16 protein-coding genes and 1 CRISPR repeat array are annotated in these 18,626 nt (G+C 51.1%); of the genes, 12 read left to right on the top strand and 4 right to left on the bottom strand.

The window, feature by feature from the left end:
* The 12 genes from METLU_RS24170 (at position 1) to METLU_RS0101210 (ending at position 14,086) form a co-directional block, all read left to right on the top strand.
* Positions 1-1,569, top strand: a complete 1,569-nt coding sequence (locus METLU_RS24170) for a TraB/VirB10 family protein (RefSeq protein ID WP_051299716.1) — start codon at positions 1-3, stop codon at positions 1,567-1,569.
* 29 nt (positions 1,570-1,598) lie between these two features.
* The gene (locus METLU_RS24165) at positions 1,599-2,381 is read left to right on the top strand and encodes a DsbC family protein (protein WP_081678982.1); all 783 of its coding nucleotides are present in this window, start codon (positions 1,599-1,601) and stop codon (positions 2,379-2,381) included.
* Positions 2,356-2,835 carry a type IV conjugative transfer system lipoprotein TraV gene (traV, locus tag METLU_RS24160; protein WP_051299715.1) on the top strand — a complete coding sequence of 160 codons (480 nt, stop codon included), beginning with the start codon at positions 2,356-2,358 and terminating at the stop codon, positions 2,833-2,835. The genes METLU_RS24165 and traV overlap by 26 nt, the downstream gene beginning before the upstream one ends.
* Positions 2,836-3,156: 321 nt before the next feature.
* Positions 3,157-3,447 carry a TraA family conjugative transfer protein gene (gene traA, locus METLU_RS0101250; protein WP_231383516.1) on the top strand — a complete coding sequence of 97 codons (291 nt, stop codon included), beginning with the start codon at positions 3,157-3,159 and terminating at the stop codon, positions 3,445-3,447.
* 229 nt (positions 3,448-3,676) lie between these two features.
* Positions 3,677-6,082, top strand: a complete 2,406-nt coding sequence (traC, locus tag METLU_RS0101245; protein WP_027156643.1) for a type IV secretion system protein TraC — start codon at positions 3,677-3,679, stop codon at positions 6,080-6,082.
* Between the two features lie 33 nt (positions 6,083-6,115).
* Complete coding sequence (locus tag METLU_RS0101240; protein ID WP_027156642.1) at positions 6,116-6,826, top strand: hypothetical protein; 711 nt, start codon at positions 6,116-6,118, stop codon at positions 6,824-6,826.
* The gene (gene traF, locus METLU_RS24155) at positions 6,823-7,857 is read left to right on the top strand and encodes a conjugal transfer protein TraF (protein WP_051299714.1); all 1,035 of its coding nucleotides are present in this window, start codon (positions 6,823-6,825) and stop codon (positions 7,855-7,857) included. The genes METLU_RS0101240 and traF overlap by 4 nt, the downstream gene beginning before the upstream one ends.
* A gap of 53 nt (positions 7,858-7,910) precedes the next feature.
* Positions 7,911-8,678, top strand: coding sequence for an EAL domain-containing protein (locus METLU_RS0101230; RefSeq protein ID WP_027156641.1), 768 nt, complete (start codon positions 7,911-7,913; stop codon positions 8,676-8,678).
* 2 nt (positions 8,679-8,680) lie between these two features.
* Positions 8,681-10,042 (top strand): conjugal transfer protein TraH, encoded by a 1,362-nt coding sequence (locus METLU_RS26535; protein ID WP_051299713.1) that lies wholly within the window; start codon positions 8,681-8,683, stop codon positions 10,040-10,042.
* A gap of 11 nt (positions 10,043-10,053) precedes the next feature.
* Positions 10,054-13,050 carry a conjugal transfer protein TraG N-terminal domain-containing protein gene (locus METLU_RS0101220; RefSeq protein WP_027156640.1) on the top strand — a complete coding sequence of 999 codons (2,997 nt, stop codon included), beginning with the start codon at positions 10,054-10,056 and terminating at the stop codon, positions 13,048-13,050.
* A gap of 23 nt (positions 13,051-13,073) precedes the next feature.
* On the top strand, positions 13,074-13,394 hold the full coding sequence (locus METLU_RS0101215) for a YbaB/EbfC family nucleoid-associated protein (protein WP_027156639.1): 321 nt from the start codon (positions 13,074-13,076) through the stop codon (positions 13,392-13,394).
* 218 nt (positions 13,395-13,612) lie between these two features.
* Positions 13,613-14,086, top strand: coding sequence for a hypothetical protein (locus METLU_RS0101210; RefSeq protein ID WP_027156638.1), 474 nt, complete (start codon positions 13,613-13,615; stop codon positions 14,084-14,086).
* Positions 14,087-14,211: 125 nt separating this feature from the next.
* Positions 14,212-15,581: direct repeats of the CRISPR family, unit length 28 nt; unit sequence GAAACACCCCCATGCGTATGGGGAAGAC.
* Positions 15,582-15,608: 27 nt separating this feature from the next.
* Here the strand turns inward: METLU_RS0101210 and cas2e are convergent.
* The 4 genes from cas2e to cas7e all read right to left on the bottom strand — a co-directional run bounded on the left by cas2e (position 15,609) and on the right by cas7e (position 18,626).
* Positions 15,609-15,932: a type I-E CRISPR-associated endoribonuclease Cas2e gene (cas2e, locus tag METLU_RS0101205; protein WP_027156637.1), complete on the bottom strand. Its 324-nt coding sequence runs from the start codon at positions 15,930-15,932 to the stop codon at positions 15,609-15,611.
* Positions 15,913-16,794, bottom strand: coding sequence for a type I-E CRISPR-associated endonuclease Cas1e (gene cas1e, locus METLU_RS0101200; RefSeq protein WP_027156636.1), 882 nt, complete (start codon positions 16,792-16,794; stop codon positions 15,913-15,915). The genes cas2e and cas1e overlap by 20 nt, the downstream gene beginning before the upstream one ends.
* Positions 16,795-16,867: 73 nt before the next feature.
* The gene (gene cas5e / locus METLU_RS0101195; RefSeq protein ID WP_027156635.1) at positions 16,868-17,587 is read right to left on the bottom strand and encodes a type I-E CRISPR-associated protein Cas5/CasD; all 720 of its coding nucleotides are present in this window, start codon (positions 17,585-17,587) and stop codon (positions 16,868-16,870) included.
* Entirely contained in the window at positions 17,580-18,626 is a 1,047-nt protein-coding gene (gene cas7e / locus METLU_RS0101190; RefSeq protein ID WP_036242631.1) for a type I-E CRISPR-associated protein Cas7/Cse4/CasC, read from the bottom strand. Before cas7e ends, cas5e begins: the two co-directional genes overlap by 8 nt.

Raw genomic sequence — 18,626 nt, 5'->3', positions numbered from 1 at the left:
GTGATCGACCTTGAAAAGAAAACACCCCAGGAAAGACTGATCGACTGGTATACCAAGCTGGACCCGTCGAAGCGCAAGCAGCTGACGCTAATTGGAGGCAGTGCCCTGTTTTTTGTGCTGTCGGCGATTGTTATCACGGCGACATCGGATGATACGCCCAAGATCATGCAAAAACCCCGCAAGGTGGAATACACCTTATTTAATGGCAAAAGTCCCCGGGACGTGTCCATGGATGCGATGGCCGGCAAGATCAAAAAGCTGACGGAAGACTTTTCCGATATCCGCACGACCTTTCAGCGGCAGGATCAAAAAATCCAGGAAGCCTCGCAAATGATCAAGCTGCAGACGGAAGAGCTGAACAAGCGCACGGAGAAATTGGCGCAACAAACCAATGATCTGTACCAGAAAATTGACGCGGCGCAGGAGGCGCTGAAAAACCAGGTGCCTTTGCCTGAAATCCCGCTCGATGAGAAACCGGCCCGCACGGGCAAAGGCAGAAAAAGCAAAAAAAACACGGGAGAGCCGGAACTGCTTGGCGAACAGCCGCCCGCCCTGGCGGAAAGCGATACCGCCCCCGCCGAAACGGGGCCGAAGATACGGGTCGTGACAGGAGAGGGAGAAGAGAGCAAAAAAAGCGATAAAGGCACACAAAAAATCGCCGGCAAAAAAATAACCGAATTCGTCAATATCAAAAAGCCCTCCGGTAAAACCGGCGTGCCCGATATGTTCCTGCCGGCCGGCAGTATTTTGAGCGGCACGCTGGTAACGGGTCTTGATGCGCCGACCGCCAACCAGTCGCGCAACGATCCGTTCCCGGCCCTGTTGCGGGTCAAGCACGAAGCCATTTTGCCGAACCGTTACCGCATGGATATTCGCGAGTGTTTCCTGATCGCCAGCGGTTACGGCGACCTGAGCGCCGAACGCGCCTACATGAGAGCGGAGCGTATTTCCTGCGTCAAGAAAGACGGCGCGGTTATTGAAACCGCCATCGATGCCTATTCGGTCGGCGAAGACGGCAAAGCGGGCGTCAGGGGGCGGCTGGTCAGCAAGAATGGCCAGATCATAGGCAATGCCCTGTTGTCGGGCTTCGTGGCCGGCATCAGCCAGGCGTTTGCACCGCAAAAAGTATTGGCCTACCGGGACAACGCCCAGCCCGGCGAGCAACAACCCTTCCAGTATCCCTCGCCCGAAATGCTGGCTGGTCAGGCGCTGACGGGCGGCATCAAAGGCGCGGCTGAGCAAATTGCCGATTACTACCTGGAAATGGCCAAGAACATTTTTCCGATCATTGAAGTGGATGCCGGCCGGAAAATCGATTTCATCATGATCCGCGGCATGTCGCTGAATCCTAAATCGAGATCAGGCCATGGGACTGGCGGGCAAAGCGGGGTCCGTAATGCCAATAACGCCTATGGAGGCGGCGATCAGGATGGCTACCGTAACGGCTACGGCGGCAACATGATGGGCGACGTGCTGAATGGCATGATGCAGGGCTATGGGGGAGGCCGCGGTGGTTCAGGCGGGTATGGCCGAGGCGGGCAGGGCGGCTACGGTGGTTATGGCCGTTAATTTTTTTAATACTTTGTTGGAGAAAAATAATGCTTAAAAAACTAGGATTAGTCATGGCGCTGACGGGTGCATGGATTCAAACGCAAGCGGCAGGTCCCGATGACTCTCAACTAAAACAACCGAAAACCGACACGGAAATGACCAAGGAAGTCAAAGAGTTCATGCGTAGCGTGGATGAAGTCAAGCGGCTGCCGGTCACGGGGCTGTCGCTGGTCAAAGCCGGCGACAAGACGTTCCTGATCACGGACAACGGCCATTTCGTCGTCGCTGGCAATTTCAAGCTGGTCGATATGTGGCAGGGCAAGCTCATTGGCTCGGTCGCCGATACCCAAGGCATCGATAAAATCGACCTGCGCAAGATCGGGTTGAATCCGGATGAGTTGTCAACGTTCACTATCGGCACCGGCAAGAAAGAAGTCGTCATCTTTATCGATCCGCAATGCCCTTATTGCCATAACCTGATCGGCCAGCTTGAACCATTGGGCAAAGAGTATGTGTTTAAGCTGGTTCTGATCCCGGTCTTGGGCAAGGAATCGGCCGAGATCAGCAAGAAACTGATGTGCAACAAGGACAAAGCACAATCGTTGAAAGCGCTGGTCGCCAAGGATTATTCGAAACTGCCCGCGCTGGAGCGTAAAGAAGGCGCTTGCGGCCTGAAGCCGTTGCAGAAAGCCGTCGTGGCTACGAAGCTGCTGGATATTCAGGGCGTGCCTTACATTTTCCTGCCGTCGAAAAATACTTATAAAGGCGGCGCCCAATCATTCAAAACCTTGCTGGAGAAAGACCTTGAAGACGAAATCAACGGGCGTTAAAGGACCATTAATCCTGGTGGCTTTAATCGCCGCCATCAATTTATCAGGCTGTTCGTTCCTGGCTCTTGGAGACAGCGATTTCGGCTGTAAAGGCGGAATCAACGGCGTGCGCTGTTTGTCCGCGCGTCAGGTCTATCAGGCGACCGAATCGTCGGATTATGTGAAAACGGCGTCTGAATTAGAAAAAGAATCCGGGAAAGCCGCCCCCATAGCCGGACAGATACCCGGTAAAAGCCAGGTGGCGGTGCCCAGCATCGAACAGCCGGTGCCTATTCGGACACAGGCCAAAGTGATGCGGATCTGGATGGCGCCCTGGGAGGATGACGATGGCGATCTGCATGCGGACGGGTATCTGTATACCGAGATAGAAAGCCGGCGATGGAATCTGGGCGATCGTTTTAAATCACCCGGCTCGGCGATAGCGCCGCTCTCAGTTCCGACCTCGGCGCGCTAAAAAACCGCAACCGTTGCCGAAAGAAGAGCCCCGAAATTGCCTCGGGGCTTTTTTTTGCCTATTTTTTTTCGCCAAAAACCCAAAAATTTTTAAAAAAATGGCCTTTTTAGGCGTCCATCCCCCCGAAAGGTCAGCGAAAAACCGCGCCTTTCACTTTTCAACTGAAAGGTCAGTGTGTTTGGGCCTCTTTCGATCTGAAATTTTTTAAAAATTTATAGACAATGATTTCCGTTCCGGAACAGAACCCCGGCCGGTAAATTGCAATAGCTGGCCAAGACCCTAAGCATATTTTTTTTGGAGTTTGTTCCCATGAAACGTTTAATGAAATCTAAAGTAGTTCTGACCTCTGCTGCCGTTGCTGCGGTTGCCTTGGCGTCTAACGACGCGATGGCCGGTACTGCGGGCACTGAGTTCGACGACATTTACACGCTGCTGGTCGGCTGGACTCAAGGCACCTTGGGCAAAATCATCGCGCTGGGCATGTTCCTGGTAGGTCTGGCGGCGGGTATCGTTAACCAATCCATCATCGCGGTGGTTATCGGCATCGGCGGTGCTTTAGCCCTGTATTACGCGCCGACCGTGATCAACGGTGTGGTAGCCGCGCTGGTCTAATGCCCCCCATATCGCCTGTTCCACAACGGGCGATATAGGCTTGAATTCTTGAAAGGCTGCCCATGAAAACATGTGCGGCCTTTTTTTATGCCGAATTTTCTTTAAAAAAGCCCGATTTGGCTAAAAAAAATTAAAACAGGCGTTTTTTGCGCGTCTTTCGACCCGACAGAAAAATTTTCCGCCCCCTAAAATAGCAGCTCTGTTTTTTATTAACACACGGGGTAAAAAAATGAGTGCATCGGTTTATGAAAAGCATCTCAAGCGACATACACTAAGGGAACTCGTCCCGGTCGAATCGTTCGACGAGAACAACCAGTTGTTTTTCATGGCCGACGGGTACCTGGGCTTCGGCTTTGTCAGCAAGCCACTGCCTGCCGGCGATGAGTCTGTCACTCAGCGACTGAACGTGTTGTTCACGTTCGATTACCCGAAAGCAAGCTTCATCCAGATCATGCTGATGGGTTCACAGGACATTCGTCCGACGCTGGATCAGATCAAGCAGCTTCGCACCACCCAGGATCCGGCGCTGAAAGAGTCCATGGAAAATCGCCTGAACATGCTGACGGAAGGGGCGAGTCAAGCCATCAGCCTGCACGCCCAATCCTTTGTCCGCGACTATAAAGTGGTTTTCACGATCAAGCTACCGCTGGAGAAAAAAGGCCAACTCCCGACCCAGCATGAATTTGCCCAAGCCCGGGATCTGCGCCTGTCGTTTGAACAAACGCTGAAATCGGCCGGCTTTGAACCGCAATCGATGGATGCCGAACGCTACCTGCGCGTGATCGGGCAAATCCTGCACTGGAGCCCGTCTGCCAACTGGCGTAGCGCGGCGTCTTACTACGACCCGACGACCCCGATTAATGAGCAGCTCAGCGAATCCGACGACATGATGCAAATCGAGGCCAATGGCGCCTGGCTCGGCCATAAACGGCTGCGCATCCTGTCGCCGGTGCGGTTGCCCGGCAAGATGAGCCTGCAAAACATGCGCCGGCTGATCGGCGATCCCCTGACCGGCAACCGCGGCATTCACGGTAACTTTTTCATCAACCTGAATATCTTCATTCCGGATAACGCCACTGAAAAGCAGAAAGCCGACAAGGAACGCAATGCGATCAATTATCAGGCTTACGGGCCGATGCTGAAATTCAATCCCAGGCTGCTCTTTAAAAAAGAGAGTGCGGATATGCTGTTCCAATCCATCAACGATGGCGACCGGATACTCAAAATCAAATTGTGCGTCGGGTTGTTTACCGACTCGCTGGAAAAAAGCAGTACCCGGCTCACGGAAGCCCAGACCTATTTCAGCGAGCTGGGCTGGAACATGAAGGAGGACAAATACGTCACGCTGCCGATGCTGGTCAATGCGATGCCTTTTTGCGCCGACGCCAAAGCCGTGCAATTCCTGCAACGCTACAAGCGCTGCGGCTCGAGGCACGCCGTCGAATTCTTGCCCATTACCTCGGACTGGAGCGGTACAGGAACGCCACAGCTGACGTTCATTTCGCGTGGCGGGCAAATCATGAACATGGATATTTTTGATTCCAACACGAATTACAACACCTGCGTCGTGGCGGCCTCCGGCTCGGGCAAATCGTTTTTGACCAACGATATCATCACCTCCTATATCAGTTCCGGCGCCAAGTGCTGGGTGATCGATATCGGTCGTTCTTACGAGAAACTGACCAAAGCGATTGGCGGTGATTTCGTTGAGTTTGGCGAAGACAGTCATATTTGTCTGAATCCGTTTCAGATTATCAAAAACTACAATGAAGAGGCGGACATGCTGGTAGGGATCATTGTGTCCATGGCCGCGATGGAAGACAAACTGACCGATCTGCAGCTGGCGAGACTGCGTTCTATCCTGAAAGCGCTCTGGGATCAGTACGCACGGTCCATGACGGTTGACCGGGTGGCGGAACGACTGCTCCAGGACGAGGACCAGCGTGTCGTGGACATGGGGCATCAGTTATTCGCCTTCACGTCAGGCGGCGAATACGGGCGCTTCTTCAATGGCGAAAATAACGTCAATTTTGATAATGCGCTGACCTGCCTGGAGCTCGAAGAGCTGAAAGGCCGCAGTCACTTGCAACAGGTCGTGCTGCTGATTCTGATCTACCAGATCCAGCAGGCCATGTATCTGGGCAACCGTGACCAGCGGAAAATCCTCATCATTGACGAAGCCTGGGATCTGCTGGCCAAAGGCAACATCGCCAGCTTTATCGAGACCGGCTATCGCCGGTTCCGGAAATACAATGGCGCCGCCATCACCATTACCCAATCGTTAAACGACCTGTACAACTCGCCGTCGGGTGTGGCGATCGCCGAAAACTCGGCCAATCTTTTCCTGCTCTACCAGAAGCCCGAAACCATTGAATCGATCAAACGCCAGAACCGGCTCATGATCGGGGAGGGCGGTTATACGTTCCTGAAGTCCGTGCATACCGTCACCGGCCAGTATTCGGAAATCTTCTTCATGACCAGCTACGGCCTGGGGATAGGTCGATTGATGGTGGATAAGTACACCAAGCTGCTGTATTCGACACACCCTGATGACATTAAAAAAATTGCAGAACGCACCCGCCGCGGCATGACGACCGCCGAAGCGATTGAAGACATTCTGCGCTCCGGCTATTAACCGCTCCATAAACGAACCCAGAGAGACCCCATCATGGCTGAAACTCCACAAAACGCATCCAGTCGCCCCACCCGGGATAATCCGGTCAGACGACATTTCATCAGCGAGTGCCGCGATAACCGCATTATCGTGCAAGCGCGTTTCTCCGTTAACGTATTGCGCCTCTACCGGCGCAATTTTGACCGGTTTTCCCGTGCCGCTTATCTGTTGCGGTTCTATTGCCGCGTCGGTGCCAACGCCACGGTGGAAAGCGAGCTGACCAAGGAAATCATTGGCCTGATGGAAGAGGTCAATGACAACCTGCGCAAGAAGATCACCGTGGCCGAGCAGCTCCTGAAAAAAGATAACGTGAACATGAGCAAGCCGCAATTCGGCACGACCCATATCACCATTATTGATCCCTTGGCCAACCGGTTCTTGCAGACCTTAAAAACCGTGCAGGAACTGGATGAAAAACTCAGCGCCCTCTGGCTGGCCTGCGTGATCGATGACCTGCAACGGAACAAGGCGCTCGCTGAAATTGACGGTGAAATAAGACGCATCCAGACGCAAACCCGGACGCTTTCCTTAGGGGTCAGAGACCGGGTGCAAGCACGGAACCAGGCCAGACAGCAAGACGACGGTCAGACCGAAGCCCTTGCATCGGAAACGGATGATAACCGCACGGCGGCCCAAGACACTACCCCTCAGGCGCCGCAGGAAGAAACCGCCACGCTTGACGCTGAACAAGAAGTCGCGGCGTGATCAGACAGCTCCTGCCGCCCTTAACGCTCGCGCTGGCCTGCTGCAGTCATGCCGTGTCCGCTCAGGAAAACGACAACGCCGGCTCGTTTTTCAGCGTCTCCGATGGACGGGAGTCCTCCGCGTCCGTTTCTGACGGGGCGCCTTTTTACGAGGACAAGGAGCGCGGCTGGTTCTGGTACGAAGACCCGGCCTTGGAAGAGGACATGGCCGAAGTAGAGCCGCCAGCACCGACGTTGCCACCTCCGCCTACACCGGAGAAACCAGCGGCGCCGGCGGCTCCCTCAGGACCCAAGCCCCTGTCGGCTGAGTGGTTCCGCAAGAACATGGAAAAGTATCGCGATAAGGCGATCGACGAACCGACCCATGAAAACGTGTCGGCCTATATGTATTTGCAACGGGTCATGCTGGACAAAGCCGAGAAATTTACCGAGGTTTCCCAGCGGGTGGTGATGAGCGATTCCGTATTGGACGAGAACGCCAGGCGTCCGATCGCCACATTCGGGGCGTTCGCCAAAGATGAGATGTCAACCCAAGGCATCGAAAAGGCATCGAAAAAACTGGCTGAAAGCGCGGGGTTGTGGTTCTTCTATGCCAGCACCTGCGAATTCTGCGTCAAGGAAGCCGGCGTCTTGAAAGGCCTGATGAATGCCTACGGATTCAAGGTGCTCCCTATTGCGCTCGACGGCCTGCCTTTGTCAAACGGGGAATTTCCTGATTTCACCCTTGACCGGGGCCAGGCCAAGAAACTGGGGGTCGAGACCACGCCCGCGTTATTCCTGGTTAAACCGGGCGAGAACGGCGGCGCCCTGCAACTGGGACAGGGCTTGTTATCCGGTGACGAAATCGTCAAACGGGCCATCGCCTTATCTTATGAGAATGGTTGGCTGAATGACGATGAGTATCAGGACACGCTGAAGGTGAACCCCATCCAGGTAGATAACCGGACCCTTCAGAGCATTGACGAAAAGACCGTGAATGAACCAGGCGAATTGGTGAGGATCATTCGCGATAACTTAAGACAACAACTTTGAAGCAGCTTAAATGCTACTGACTGCTTACCACTGAAAACAATTTTTAAAAACAAATGCATCACACTAAAGACCGATATGTGCCTCTATTCACGCCGCGCTTCCATCTGGCTGACGCAACCATGGTCGGCATGGAAGTTAATGTTAAGCGCGGACAAAAACTATTAAAAGCTCAAGATACCTTCAAGCTGATTCAATCCGGCAACGAAAAGCCCTTGCTGGCGGACATCCATGCCCACTTGTCGAAATGGCTGCATAAATCCGGGCGGCCGATCTATTTGTCGTGGGGACTCGCCCATCAGACCAAGCCGAACGATCTGAAACTGTTCCTGGATGAATTGACTTCGTCGCTGCCGTCGGTTCCGTTGGAAATCGTCATCGATGCGCGCGATCAGGAAGGGTACCAGGCGCTCGAACAATCCCGGCCGCTGTTTGAAATACTGCGGAAGCGCCAGATCAGGGTCGGCTTATTTCATGCCCGACTTTTTGAATTCAATTCGAAAGGCATCAGTGAATACATCGATGTGTTCAAGATTAAAAAAGGCGCCATCATGGAGATGCGGGAAGATTTGTCCATCGCATCGCAGGCGTATGGCGTCATCGAAAAATTGAATGCCGAGCATATACAGATCATCGCCGATGACCTGTATTCGAAATCCGACGTGACCTGCGCCATCCTGATGGGCATCAAATACGGGCAAGGCTACTTTCTGTCAAGAAATCAGGCTCGGCTAAAAAAAGCCGTTAAAGCGCCGACAAAAAAAACCGGCAATAATTTTTACCAATGCCGGATGGATTATTTCAGCGATATCGTCTGGATCTAATTATGCGAAACCGAACTCTGTTGGCACTCATCTGCTTAGCGCTGTTCATGGCCCATCCAGCACAAGCAGGACTCGATAGCGAGTTAAACGGCATGTTCAATGACATGATCAATGTCACGGCGGCCGGATCCTATCAAACCCAGAGGCGCGGGGTGATCGCCGGCGGCAGTCTCTCAATGCGCAACAAGGTGGTTCATCCCAACCTTGTTTCATTTATCCCGCCGGACATCAAGGGAGGCTGTGGCGGAATTGACCTGTTTGGTGGTTCTTTCTCCTATATTAATAGCGCGCAGTTTACTCAGCTTATGCGTAGCATTGCCCAGGCGGCAGTCGGTTACGCGTTTCAATTAGCCATTGAAGGCATGTGCCCCACGTGCTCGCAAATTATGTCGAAGCTACAAAAAGACGTGGCGACCCTCAACTCGCTCATGCGGAATTCATGCGAAGCGGCTCAGAATGTTGTCAATGCAACAGGCTTGAAAGCATGGCGGGACAAAGAAGTCTTTGAGGCCGGGGGACTGACTGCTCAACATGGTTACCTGGAGGACTTCTTTAAAGCGAAAGAAGGCACAACAGACTCTCCGGCCAAGGTGATGATTGCTCACGGATCTGTGAATGAAATTACCGGCAATATCGTTTATGAAGCCCTGCAGGCATCAAATGCAGCCAGTTGGTATACCAGTAATGATGAGCAGATGAAAATGGTCATGATGAGCCTGACGGGCACAATCATCCGCAACGTAAAAAACGATAACTCGGATGCTCAGTATGATACTCGCCCAGCGCTTTTGAGTGTCCGGGATTTCATAGAAGGCGGACAAGTAACTATCTATAAATGTGAGAGTTCGAAATGTTTGCTGCCTAGCGGTAATAACAGCCAGGTTATTACTATCACCGGCATGCGACCGAAGATCAGGAAAATGCTGTTCGGCACCGGATCGGGCGCTACGGGAACCGGCGGCATTGTCAGAAAATTGGCCAGCAAGGCCCTTGCCGATCAATTCACAAATGAGGAGCAGAAATTCATTGCCTCAACATCGCCGGGCGCCTATGGCTTGTTGAGACGTTTGAGCACTGAAATAAACTCGGCCGGGCTGGCAGGAGACAGAATGGTGGATATACAAGCGATCGAGCTTACCAGTTATTTCATCGAGGAAATGTATGACGCCGTCAGAAACGCCGTTGAAGGCACGGGAAGGCCCATGGATTCATCCATGCTCCAGGTCATGCGGGACAAGAAAGAACAAATTAATTCACAACGGGCTATTGCAAATAACGCAATAGCGGGCGTTAACACCTTGCTTTCTTTACAGGAAAACCTGGTCAGGTCGCTAAGAGAGCCTTTGAATCATAAAATCCATTAAGGATATTCACCATGACTTATGACATTTTAAGTATCGGCGATGGCGAAATGCTGTATGAAGCATTCAAAGGCGTCGCGATGATCTTCGGCAATAACAGCCTGAATAAACTCATCAATGCCGGATTTGTGCTGGGGATTTTGTTAATTTCAATTAATTACCTGACCAATCAGGAATTCCCGTTGCGCTACTCGCTGATCGCGCTGCTTGCCTATTCAGTGTTGTTTATACCGAAAGCGACGGCCATTATCGAGGATGTCTATACGGGCGAGGTAAGGACGGTTGACGATGTGCCGCTGGGCGTCGTTGTCCCCATGTCTGTCATATCAACTATGGGCGTCAAGATGACGGAGATGTTTGAAACGGCGTTTTCAACGCCCGCTGAAGCCAGCCTGTTGAATAACGGCTATCTGAATTCGCTGAACACATTAATCAAATTACAGCATATCGGGTTGGGTACTGCCGGATCCGATTCCTCTCTGTCCGGCAGCCTGGGCGAAACACTGAATGCCTATATCGAAAGTTGCGTCATGTTCGATTTGGAAAGAGGCGGGAGCGATGCGGAAGTGACTATTGAAGGATTGCAAAAATCCGATGATTTGTTAGGTGCGTTGATCACGTCGTTTGTCAACATCGATATCCTGGTGAAGTTGCCTTCATCCGGCGCTGCCGGCACGCAGAAAAATTGCAAAGGCGCTTATCAGGATATCGTCAATTACATGAAATCCAGTGAGTTTTCAGAGGCGCTGGACAGGTATGTGTCAGGCTTGCTCGGCATTCAAGATCCCTCGCACACAGCCGCAGAGACCATTGATCAGGCGGCTGTTGCACTGGATCAGGCACAGATTGATTCGCAGACCTATATGCAAAACGCCTTGCTGGCATCCTATCTGAAGGGCGGTCCGGTCGCATTCATCCAGCGCCAGGGCAAAGAGCAGCTCAATTTGCAGTGGGCCAGCGAGCAATCGATGTTTAATGAGATTGCCCAACCCTTGATGGCGTTTGTGGAAATTTTTACCGTGGCCATTTCGCCCATTGTGGCTTTCCTGACCACGTTGGGCCCTGTCGGCATGACCATGCTGGTGCGCTATGTGCAGATGATGATCTGGATCTCGTTATGGGGACCGCTGATGGCGGTATGCAATCTATACATTACCATTGTGACCTCGCGAGCGCTTAAAACGATTGCGGAGAATGCGGAATCCAACGGATCCGGACTGACCGCCATGATCAACCATGACCAATTGTATGGGACATTGGAAACCTGGCTGTCGGCCGGCGGCATGCTGGCGTCCAGTGTGCCGGCTCTGGCCTTGATGATCGTCTACGGCGGTTCCGTGACGGCCACCAACCTGTCCAGCAAGATGATGTCAGGTGCCTCCAGCAGCGTTGATCCAGGTCGATTGAGGCCGGACGCCTACCAGTCGACGCCCGCCATGACCTTAGGTTCAAAAACGGAGGCCTCGCCGAACACCGGGACCAAGCAGTCCGGAATGGCCGATACCACTATTTCATCGTCATCCACGTTTGGAAGAGCGAAGCAAAGCGCCGCTGGCTCGGTTCGCAGTGCCAGTGCGACTGCCAACGAGACCATGAGTAAGATCAATCAGCTTTCCAGTCGATCCGGCACTATGAGTAGCGTCGCTAATGCGACCACCAGCGCCGTGAACCAAACTCTCTCCTCTGGCACTGGATGGACAACGAGTGACGGCAGGACTGTCAGCGATACAGCTTCCATGTCATCGGCGGAATCAGAAGCGGTTAAAGCAGGCTTGAATGCAGGCTTGAATGCAGGTCTCGGTGGAAATAAGAGTTTCATGAAGGCCGCTGTTGAATCGTCCCTGGATTCTGTAGCTAGCATGACCGCAGAAAGAAAAGAAGCATTATCTGACTTGGCGTCACAGTCCTACACTAAAACAGATCAATACCAAGAGTTAACAAATTCTAGCAATGGCAAATCGACAACCAGTACTAATCAAAGCTTCCAGGCTTCTGAGGAAATGGAAGCACTTGGCGAGCAATACCAAAGCCAGTTGCAAGCCGTTCAACAGGCAGAAGAGCGCTATTCTGAAATGGCGTCCATGCAGGATTCCAATGCAAAATCCATCAATATGGCTACATGGCAACTTGGCCCAGCGCTTAATAAAGCAGGGGCATTGGCTGATATATCCAATGCCAACCGGGCTTTAGAAGAGAAAATAGGGCCGCAAGCATATGCCAAACTGAGTAGTGAGGCACAATATGAAATCAATAGCTCAAGCGCATCGGGCCTGATCGGCGACGATCGCGAAACGTTGGCTGGTTTCTTAAAACTCAACAGCGCAGATCCTGTCGCCGCGACAAAAACCTTCAACGATTTCCTGCTGCCCACAACAAGCGGTACCGGCATGGATATTAGCCCAACCGAATTCAAAAATAATAGCCAGTCAGTGGATAGCATTGTCAGCAATGACATGGCCGAGGGATTCAGATCAAAAGTCAAAGGTTATGCCGGCGACCAAGATTCTGATGTCGGTGTTGAAAGCCGTAGCGGGCACCCATCGGCGCTCAAACAAACTGCATCCCACACGGCACCTCATCAAGAGCATATTCCAAAATCGGCTCAAACAAGCAAACCAGCCACGCTAAATCATACCGCCGACAAGGATAACAATTCCAGCGGCTCAAAATCAGGTCAGACTTCCAAGCCAGGAAACCAATCTGGTACAGGGCCGCGCGCTAAAGTGGAGGCGGCGCTTAAGCATAGCAATCTCGGTAATCCTGATGAAGTCAGAAAAAATATTGAGTTGGGTGGAAAAATTGATAACAACAAAGATACGTCCCATATGATGGGAAGGGCTATGATAAACGAAGGATCACTTTTTTATGACAACACGGTTGTCGCGGCAGAAAAAAGTGCAGACACTATGAGAACTAAAGCCAAAGACTTCATAAATGAAAATTTTGGCGACGACGATAAACCTCAACGAAATATATCAGATAACGATTTACCCCCAATACCACCGAAATAATTAACGAAAGAAAAGGTAATTTCATGTTGAAACCAAAAAACAAAAAGAAAATAAATCCTCAAGAATTGGGCCAGATTTACAAACGTCAGCTTGACCAGGCCAAACGGGAATTTGAACAGCTTGAATTTCTATGCGAAAGCGAAGGGGGCGACGTTAAAGTCGTACTCACCGGTCGCCGCGAGATAAAAACTCTTACGCTTGCACCTGAGATCTTGCAAGGTCGGAAAGTTCAAGCTGAAGAATTGATAACCGCTGTCATAAATGAGGCATTGGCATCCGTTAGAGATGCCAATATCCAGCTAACTGAAACAGTCGCGAAGAAATTTAACACGCAGTATGGTTAAAGCCTAAAGCACTTGAAACAAACCGTTTCTTTTGATTTTTGGTATATTTGTTCCTTGGGGCGTCCGCTGCGAGGCGGGAAGCCAGGTAGTCACCAGAACAGATAGGATCTTGCATTTTCCCTGCGCAAAAATCGCTTTGGAAAAATGCAAAGCCTTCCGACAGCGCGTCGAGTCCCCGGGTCACTTTCTACGAAAGAGCTTGAATTAAGGAGTTAGATATGTACTTTGTTAGTTATTGGATCGCTTTTGTCTTTAATTTTATTCGATCAATTTTTGGATCAGCCTGCAAACGAATTGCCTTTCTATTCGATAGCATAAGGTTATCGATTAACTCTTTTAAAAATAACCAAAATCCTTTTGACGAAAACCAAATAGTTCTTTTAAATCCTGCAACTGGATTGCCTATGATTGGTGGCGACATGTTTGGTTTTGATACTGCTGGTAATCGTTTTGGCAAAAACGATTTATTTGATCGTTTGTTTGAAAGAAACATCAACCCCGCAACTGGATTGCCCATGATTAGTAACTACTCAGGAGTTGATGTTGCTGGCAATCCTTATGGCTTTGATTTGCATAGCAACGACAGTTTTTCTTCTTTTGACAACAGTTCATCATTTGACCTGAATTCAAACAGCATCTCATCATTTGGCCTTAGTTCAATGGGAAATATTAACAACTTGTCCAACTTTTAAATTTTCTAACCGAATAAGTCCCCGGCGTAGAAAAAAGCCAGCCTATGCACTACATAAGCTGGCTGGTTAGCCTAGATATCTCGATACTATTGCTTGCTTTGCGAAGTATTTTGCTTCGTCTCTTACAAACACCCCCATGCGTATGGGGAAGACAATGCCCAAATCTCTTTTCACATTATCAAGTGAGAAACACCCCCATGCGTATGGGGAAGACCCAATGTCAGCGCCGCGCGTGAGGCGGTCGGCAGAAACACCCCCATGTGTATGGGGAAGACGCGCTTGCGCGTTAAAAACATGGACGCGACCAAGAAACACCCCCATGCGTATGGGGAAGACATATATTGCTGCCCGCTGTCCTGCTGCATCATGGAAACACCCCCATGCGTATGGGGAAGACGTTTGGTTTAATATCTGCCGGATTAGGAAGCTAGAAACACCCCCATGCGTATGGGGAAGACGCGGCGTGCTGAATGGCGAACCAACTCAGTACGGAAACACCCCCATGCGTATGGGGAAGACTCAGTTGATTGTATTTATCAATCAGCGAATCCAGAAACACCCCCATGCGTATGGGGAAGACAAGCTTGGCCAGTCGCGCGAAGAGTACACCAAGGAAACACCCCCATGCGTATGGGGAAGACACTTTCCAGCACCTCGACGCCGGTCAAAATCTGGAAACACCCCCATGCGTATGGGGAAGACCTCAGCCCAGGGCGCATCTAAATGCGTGTAGCCGAAACACCCCCATGCGTATGGGGAAGACGATGCAGATGAGCGGGTTAATTTTGCTCTTAGAGAAACACCCCCATGCGTATGGGGAAGACTGTTCCGGGAAATCCGAAACCGTGAACATAGTAGAAACACCCCCATGCGTATGGGGAAGACTGAGGCAGGGCATTACCGAATAGTCTTTGCTCAGAAACACCCCCATGCGTATGGGGAAGACACGCTGCCGACGTTGTTTCTGAATACCCGCACGGAAACACCCCCATGCGTATGGGGAAGACCTGCCCGATGCTGCGCCCATGTTGCCGATAGTGGAAACACCCCCATGCGTATGGGGAAGACGCCTCTCATCCTTGCACCTAATGCGCTGTCCAAGAAACACCCCCATGCGTATGGGGAAGACATATTCTTGGCTCATAAAGGTCCTGATCAGGCAGAAACACCCCCATGCGTATGGGGAAGACGCCGGAGAAAAGGCCGCTGCTTTAGCAAAAGAAGAAACACCCCCATGCGTATGGGGAAGACGCTGGCAACCAATCATTAAAAGATGCGTGGTTAGAAACACCCCCATGCGTATGGGGAAGACGTAGCTATCGCCGCCTCATTCAACCTAAACAGAGAAACACCCCCATGCGTATGGGGAAGACGCCACATCAAAGAATATGGCAACCTCGGCCTTAGAAACACCCCCATGCGTATGGGGAAGACTTTTCTACCATCCTGCTTTCATAGTGAACGCAGGAAACACCCCCATGCGTATGGGGAAGACACCAACAAATTGTGGTGAGTATGAAGATCAATCGCAAGATATGCTGTTTTGGTCATTAATAATCAGAGCTTCTCCTTCTTTTTCCTGCACTAATTGCAAGCCAGAAATTTCGATAATACTCCGTCGGGTATCGCCAACACCGAGAATTTCATAACCTGGTGTTTTATTGATGCGACGAAAAATCATCAAGCCACTTTCCGGTGGACAATGCTGATACAGATAATCCACCACAGATTTACCTACCGAGTCTTTCACACCGGAAACGAACACATTGGGACGCGGCTCAACAAACCAGAGCTTCATTCGACCTCTGACCGCAGGCGGCAGATCATTAGCTATCACGACGAGCACTTTTACCTCCTAGCATTTCTTCAATATCGGCACTGATACAGGCTAGCAAATCCATTTCTATCACTCTTTTCCTAAAACTTTCTGCTACCTTGTGCTTGTTATAGCGTCCGGCCATCTCGACCGTTAATGCAAACGCCAGATCAATACACAACTTTTCCTTGTATAAATCAGCCAGATCGTAAACAAAAGGTAAAGGACTGCCAGAATGGATAAAACCGATATGCGGTGAATAACCCATGCTATGTACCGCCGAACTTAAAATTCCATATAGTGCGGCATTAGTTGAGGTCAGAATCTGGTTAGTCATATCACCCAATTCAAATTTGCCTGGCACATACGCTCGACCTTTCCATCCGACTTGGTACTCCTGGGCTTTTTGCTCATATAACTCGCGCACACGGTAGCCTTCCATGCCCATCATTTCCTTCAGACTTTTACCTGTCAGCTCGGCCTTAGGAAAGCGTCGTGCATACATCCTTCGTGCGACCTCCAGTGATTTTTTCTCATCAGCCGATAACAGCATTTGCCTGCGAAAATTGCGCGTATTAGCTGTGGGTGTTTGGCCTATTGCATAAAATAGCAGGCTGTCTTCCCCTACCCAGCAAACATTGCAATTAGCCGATGCGATGACCTTGATGGCCTCATGAGTAACAGTGGTTCCCGGCCCTAACAATAGGCAATTCAAGGTTGCAATGGGTAAGCGCACGACGTTGTTATCGCAGTCTATCCATTTGACGCTGCTATCATCAATCTCCATCCGGCCCCGTTCCAGATAGATAAAAGGATATTTGCTGCTGACCTGTGGCAGCGTGTCGCGCGTGACTTTTATCAGCAGGCGCGTTGAGTCCTTCTCAGCAGTCATAAAAAACCTTTCCGTATCCCATCCCCAGTCGAGAATAATCCAAATTGTTAAAAAGCATGAACGGCAGGCCCGGTTAGGCTGTTACCACCGTCACTCGACGATCACGGTAAAGTTTGTGTTCGCCGAATTGGATAGGCACATCCATCAAAGTCAGGACTTCACCTGGATATTCGCCGTCGACTACGCGAAAGTCCTCCATTAAGGTCTTGTCCTGCACAATTGCTAGGGCATGATCAATGGCCTCGGCTTCATCTGCATACCGTCCACGATAGATGAAATCGGTCGGCACGCAGTTTTTTCGGCCTAAGTAGATATCCCAAGCCGGGTTTTGCAGGGCTTCGGCGATAACATCGGCTCGGGTTGCCGGCACTTGCAGCAGCACGGCAAAGTAGGCATCCTGCAGGTAATAGCGGTAGGTCATTTTGGTGCCACCACCTACAGCTTTTTTGCCCTCACTGGTTTTGGGAATTAGCAAACTGGACCACGGATCCTGATCGTCGTAACCGCTACCAACCATATGAAAATCGCGCAGCAGCGGCTCTCGGTCAATCTTAACCAGTTCTCCTATATTATTGCTGCGGCAGCGGACGAAAGACAGCACGGTTTGCGTGAGCGCAGCGAATTCAGCCAGCAATTCGAATTGCTCGCCACCTGCGCCTAAGGCACTACAGACCAATCCCAAAACACCGGATTTAGTCGGAAAATTAAGGGTATCGCGGCGGCCGAATTTAGAATCGTGCCCCCAGGATTGCAATGGCGCTTCCAGCCACAGTAACAGATAAGGATTATTCATCCACGGCAACCTTGGCATGTTGTTTCAATGCCGCGACCAGATCGTCGATGCTGAAGTTCTCATCTTCGCCAAAGGTATAGTCATTGATTTTTCCAAATAAGGAGCCGGCCAGTTTTTCTTTTTTGGCTAAATAGTCAGTTAATGCATTAATGCTAGGTTGCAGGAAACCGCCATCTTTGGCTTTAACGGTCGTTTCAAAAGGTACTTGCAGGCGTTGGCCTTTCCTGACCAGCACTCTGGCGAATTCCCAAGGCGAGGCGCCGGATTGGGTGCTTTGCCGAGCCGCCGGCACCGCTACAAACAGGGCTTTGGTAAAGGCTTCTACCGCTTCCGGTAAATTCTGTCCGGCCAAGGTTTGATGGAGTTGCCCAAGATCCAGACTAACGTAACGGTAGTACGTAGAGGAGTTGAATTCCAGGCTGCCCATGTGGGCGGCGCCGGGATCGTCTTGCAGATCATCCAGAGCCGTAAAGAATTCGACTTCATTGCTGATTCTGTGGGTGGAAATGGCGTGTGAGAACGAGGCGGCCGCTTCGACATTGAGTTCCGTCGCTTGCGCAACCATACGGCCGAATAAAGCAATATCCAGACCATCAATCGCCGGATTGAAGGTTTTCTTAGCAAGTTTCTGGATGTCCTTGTCTTTGATCTTGCTGCTATCGAACCCCTGGTCCTGGGCGAATGCTGCAAAAGCTTGCGCTTCTGTTTCGGTAAAAAAATGCAGCGTGTCTTTGCTGAACGAGGCGGCAATCGCTTCCCCACAGGACTGAGCCTGTTCTTCGTTGGCACCAAGCTTGGCACAGGCTTTTGCTACATAATCGGCAACCAGTTTGCTGCGGATGGCCAATTTGGCGCCGAAATCCTGCATAGCCATGCGCACCGGCCGTTTCCAGGCCTGAGAACTGACCCGGGCTCGGGTACTACCGCCAACCACGGCGGTTTTGGGCGCACCGACATCGTCGCGGTTCAGGCAAGTCACCGGAAAAGATTGCAGGATGTGGAACTCGATGCGGGTGTTTTTAAGTGGGTTATTAATCAT

It is taken from the genome of Methylobacter luteus IMV-B-3098, assembly GCF_000427625.1.
Classification (GTDB): domain Bacteria; phylum Pseudomonadota; class Gammaproteobacteria; order Methylococcales; family Methylomonadaceae; genus Methylobacter; species Methylobacter luteus.
Note: the sequence above shows the minus strand (reverse complement) of the source record. Positions and strands in the feature narration are given on the sequence as shown.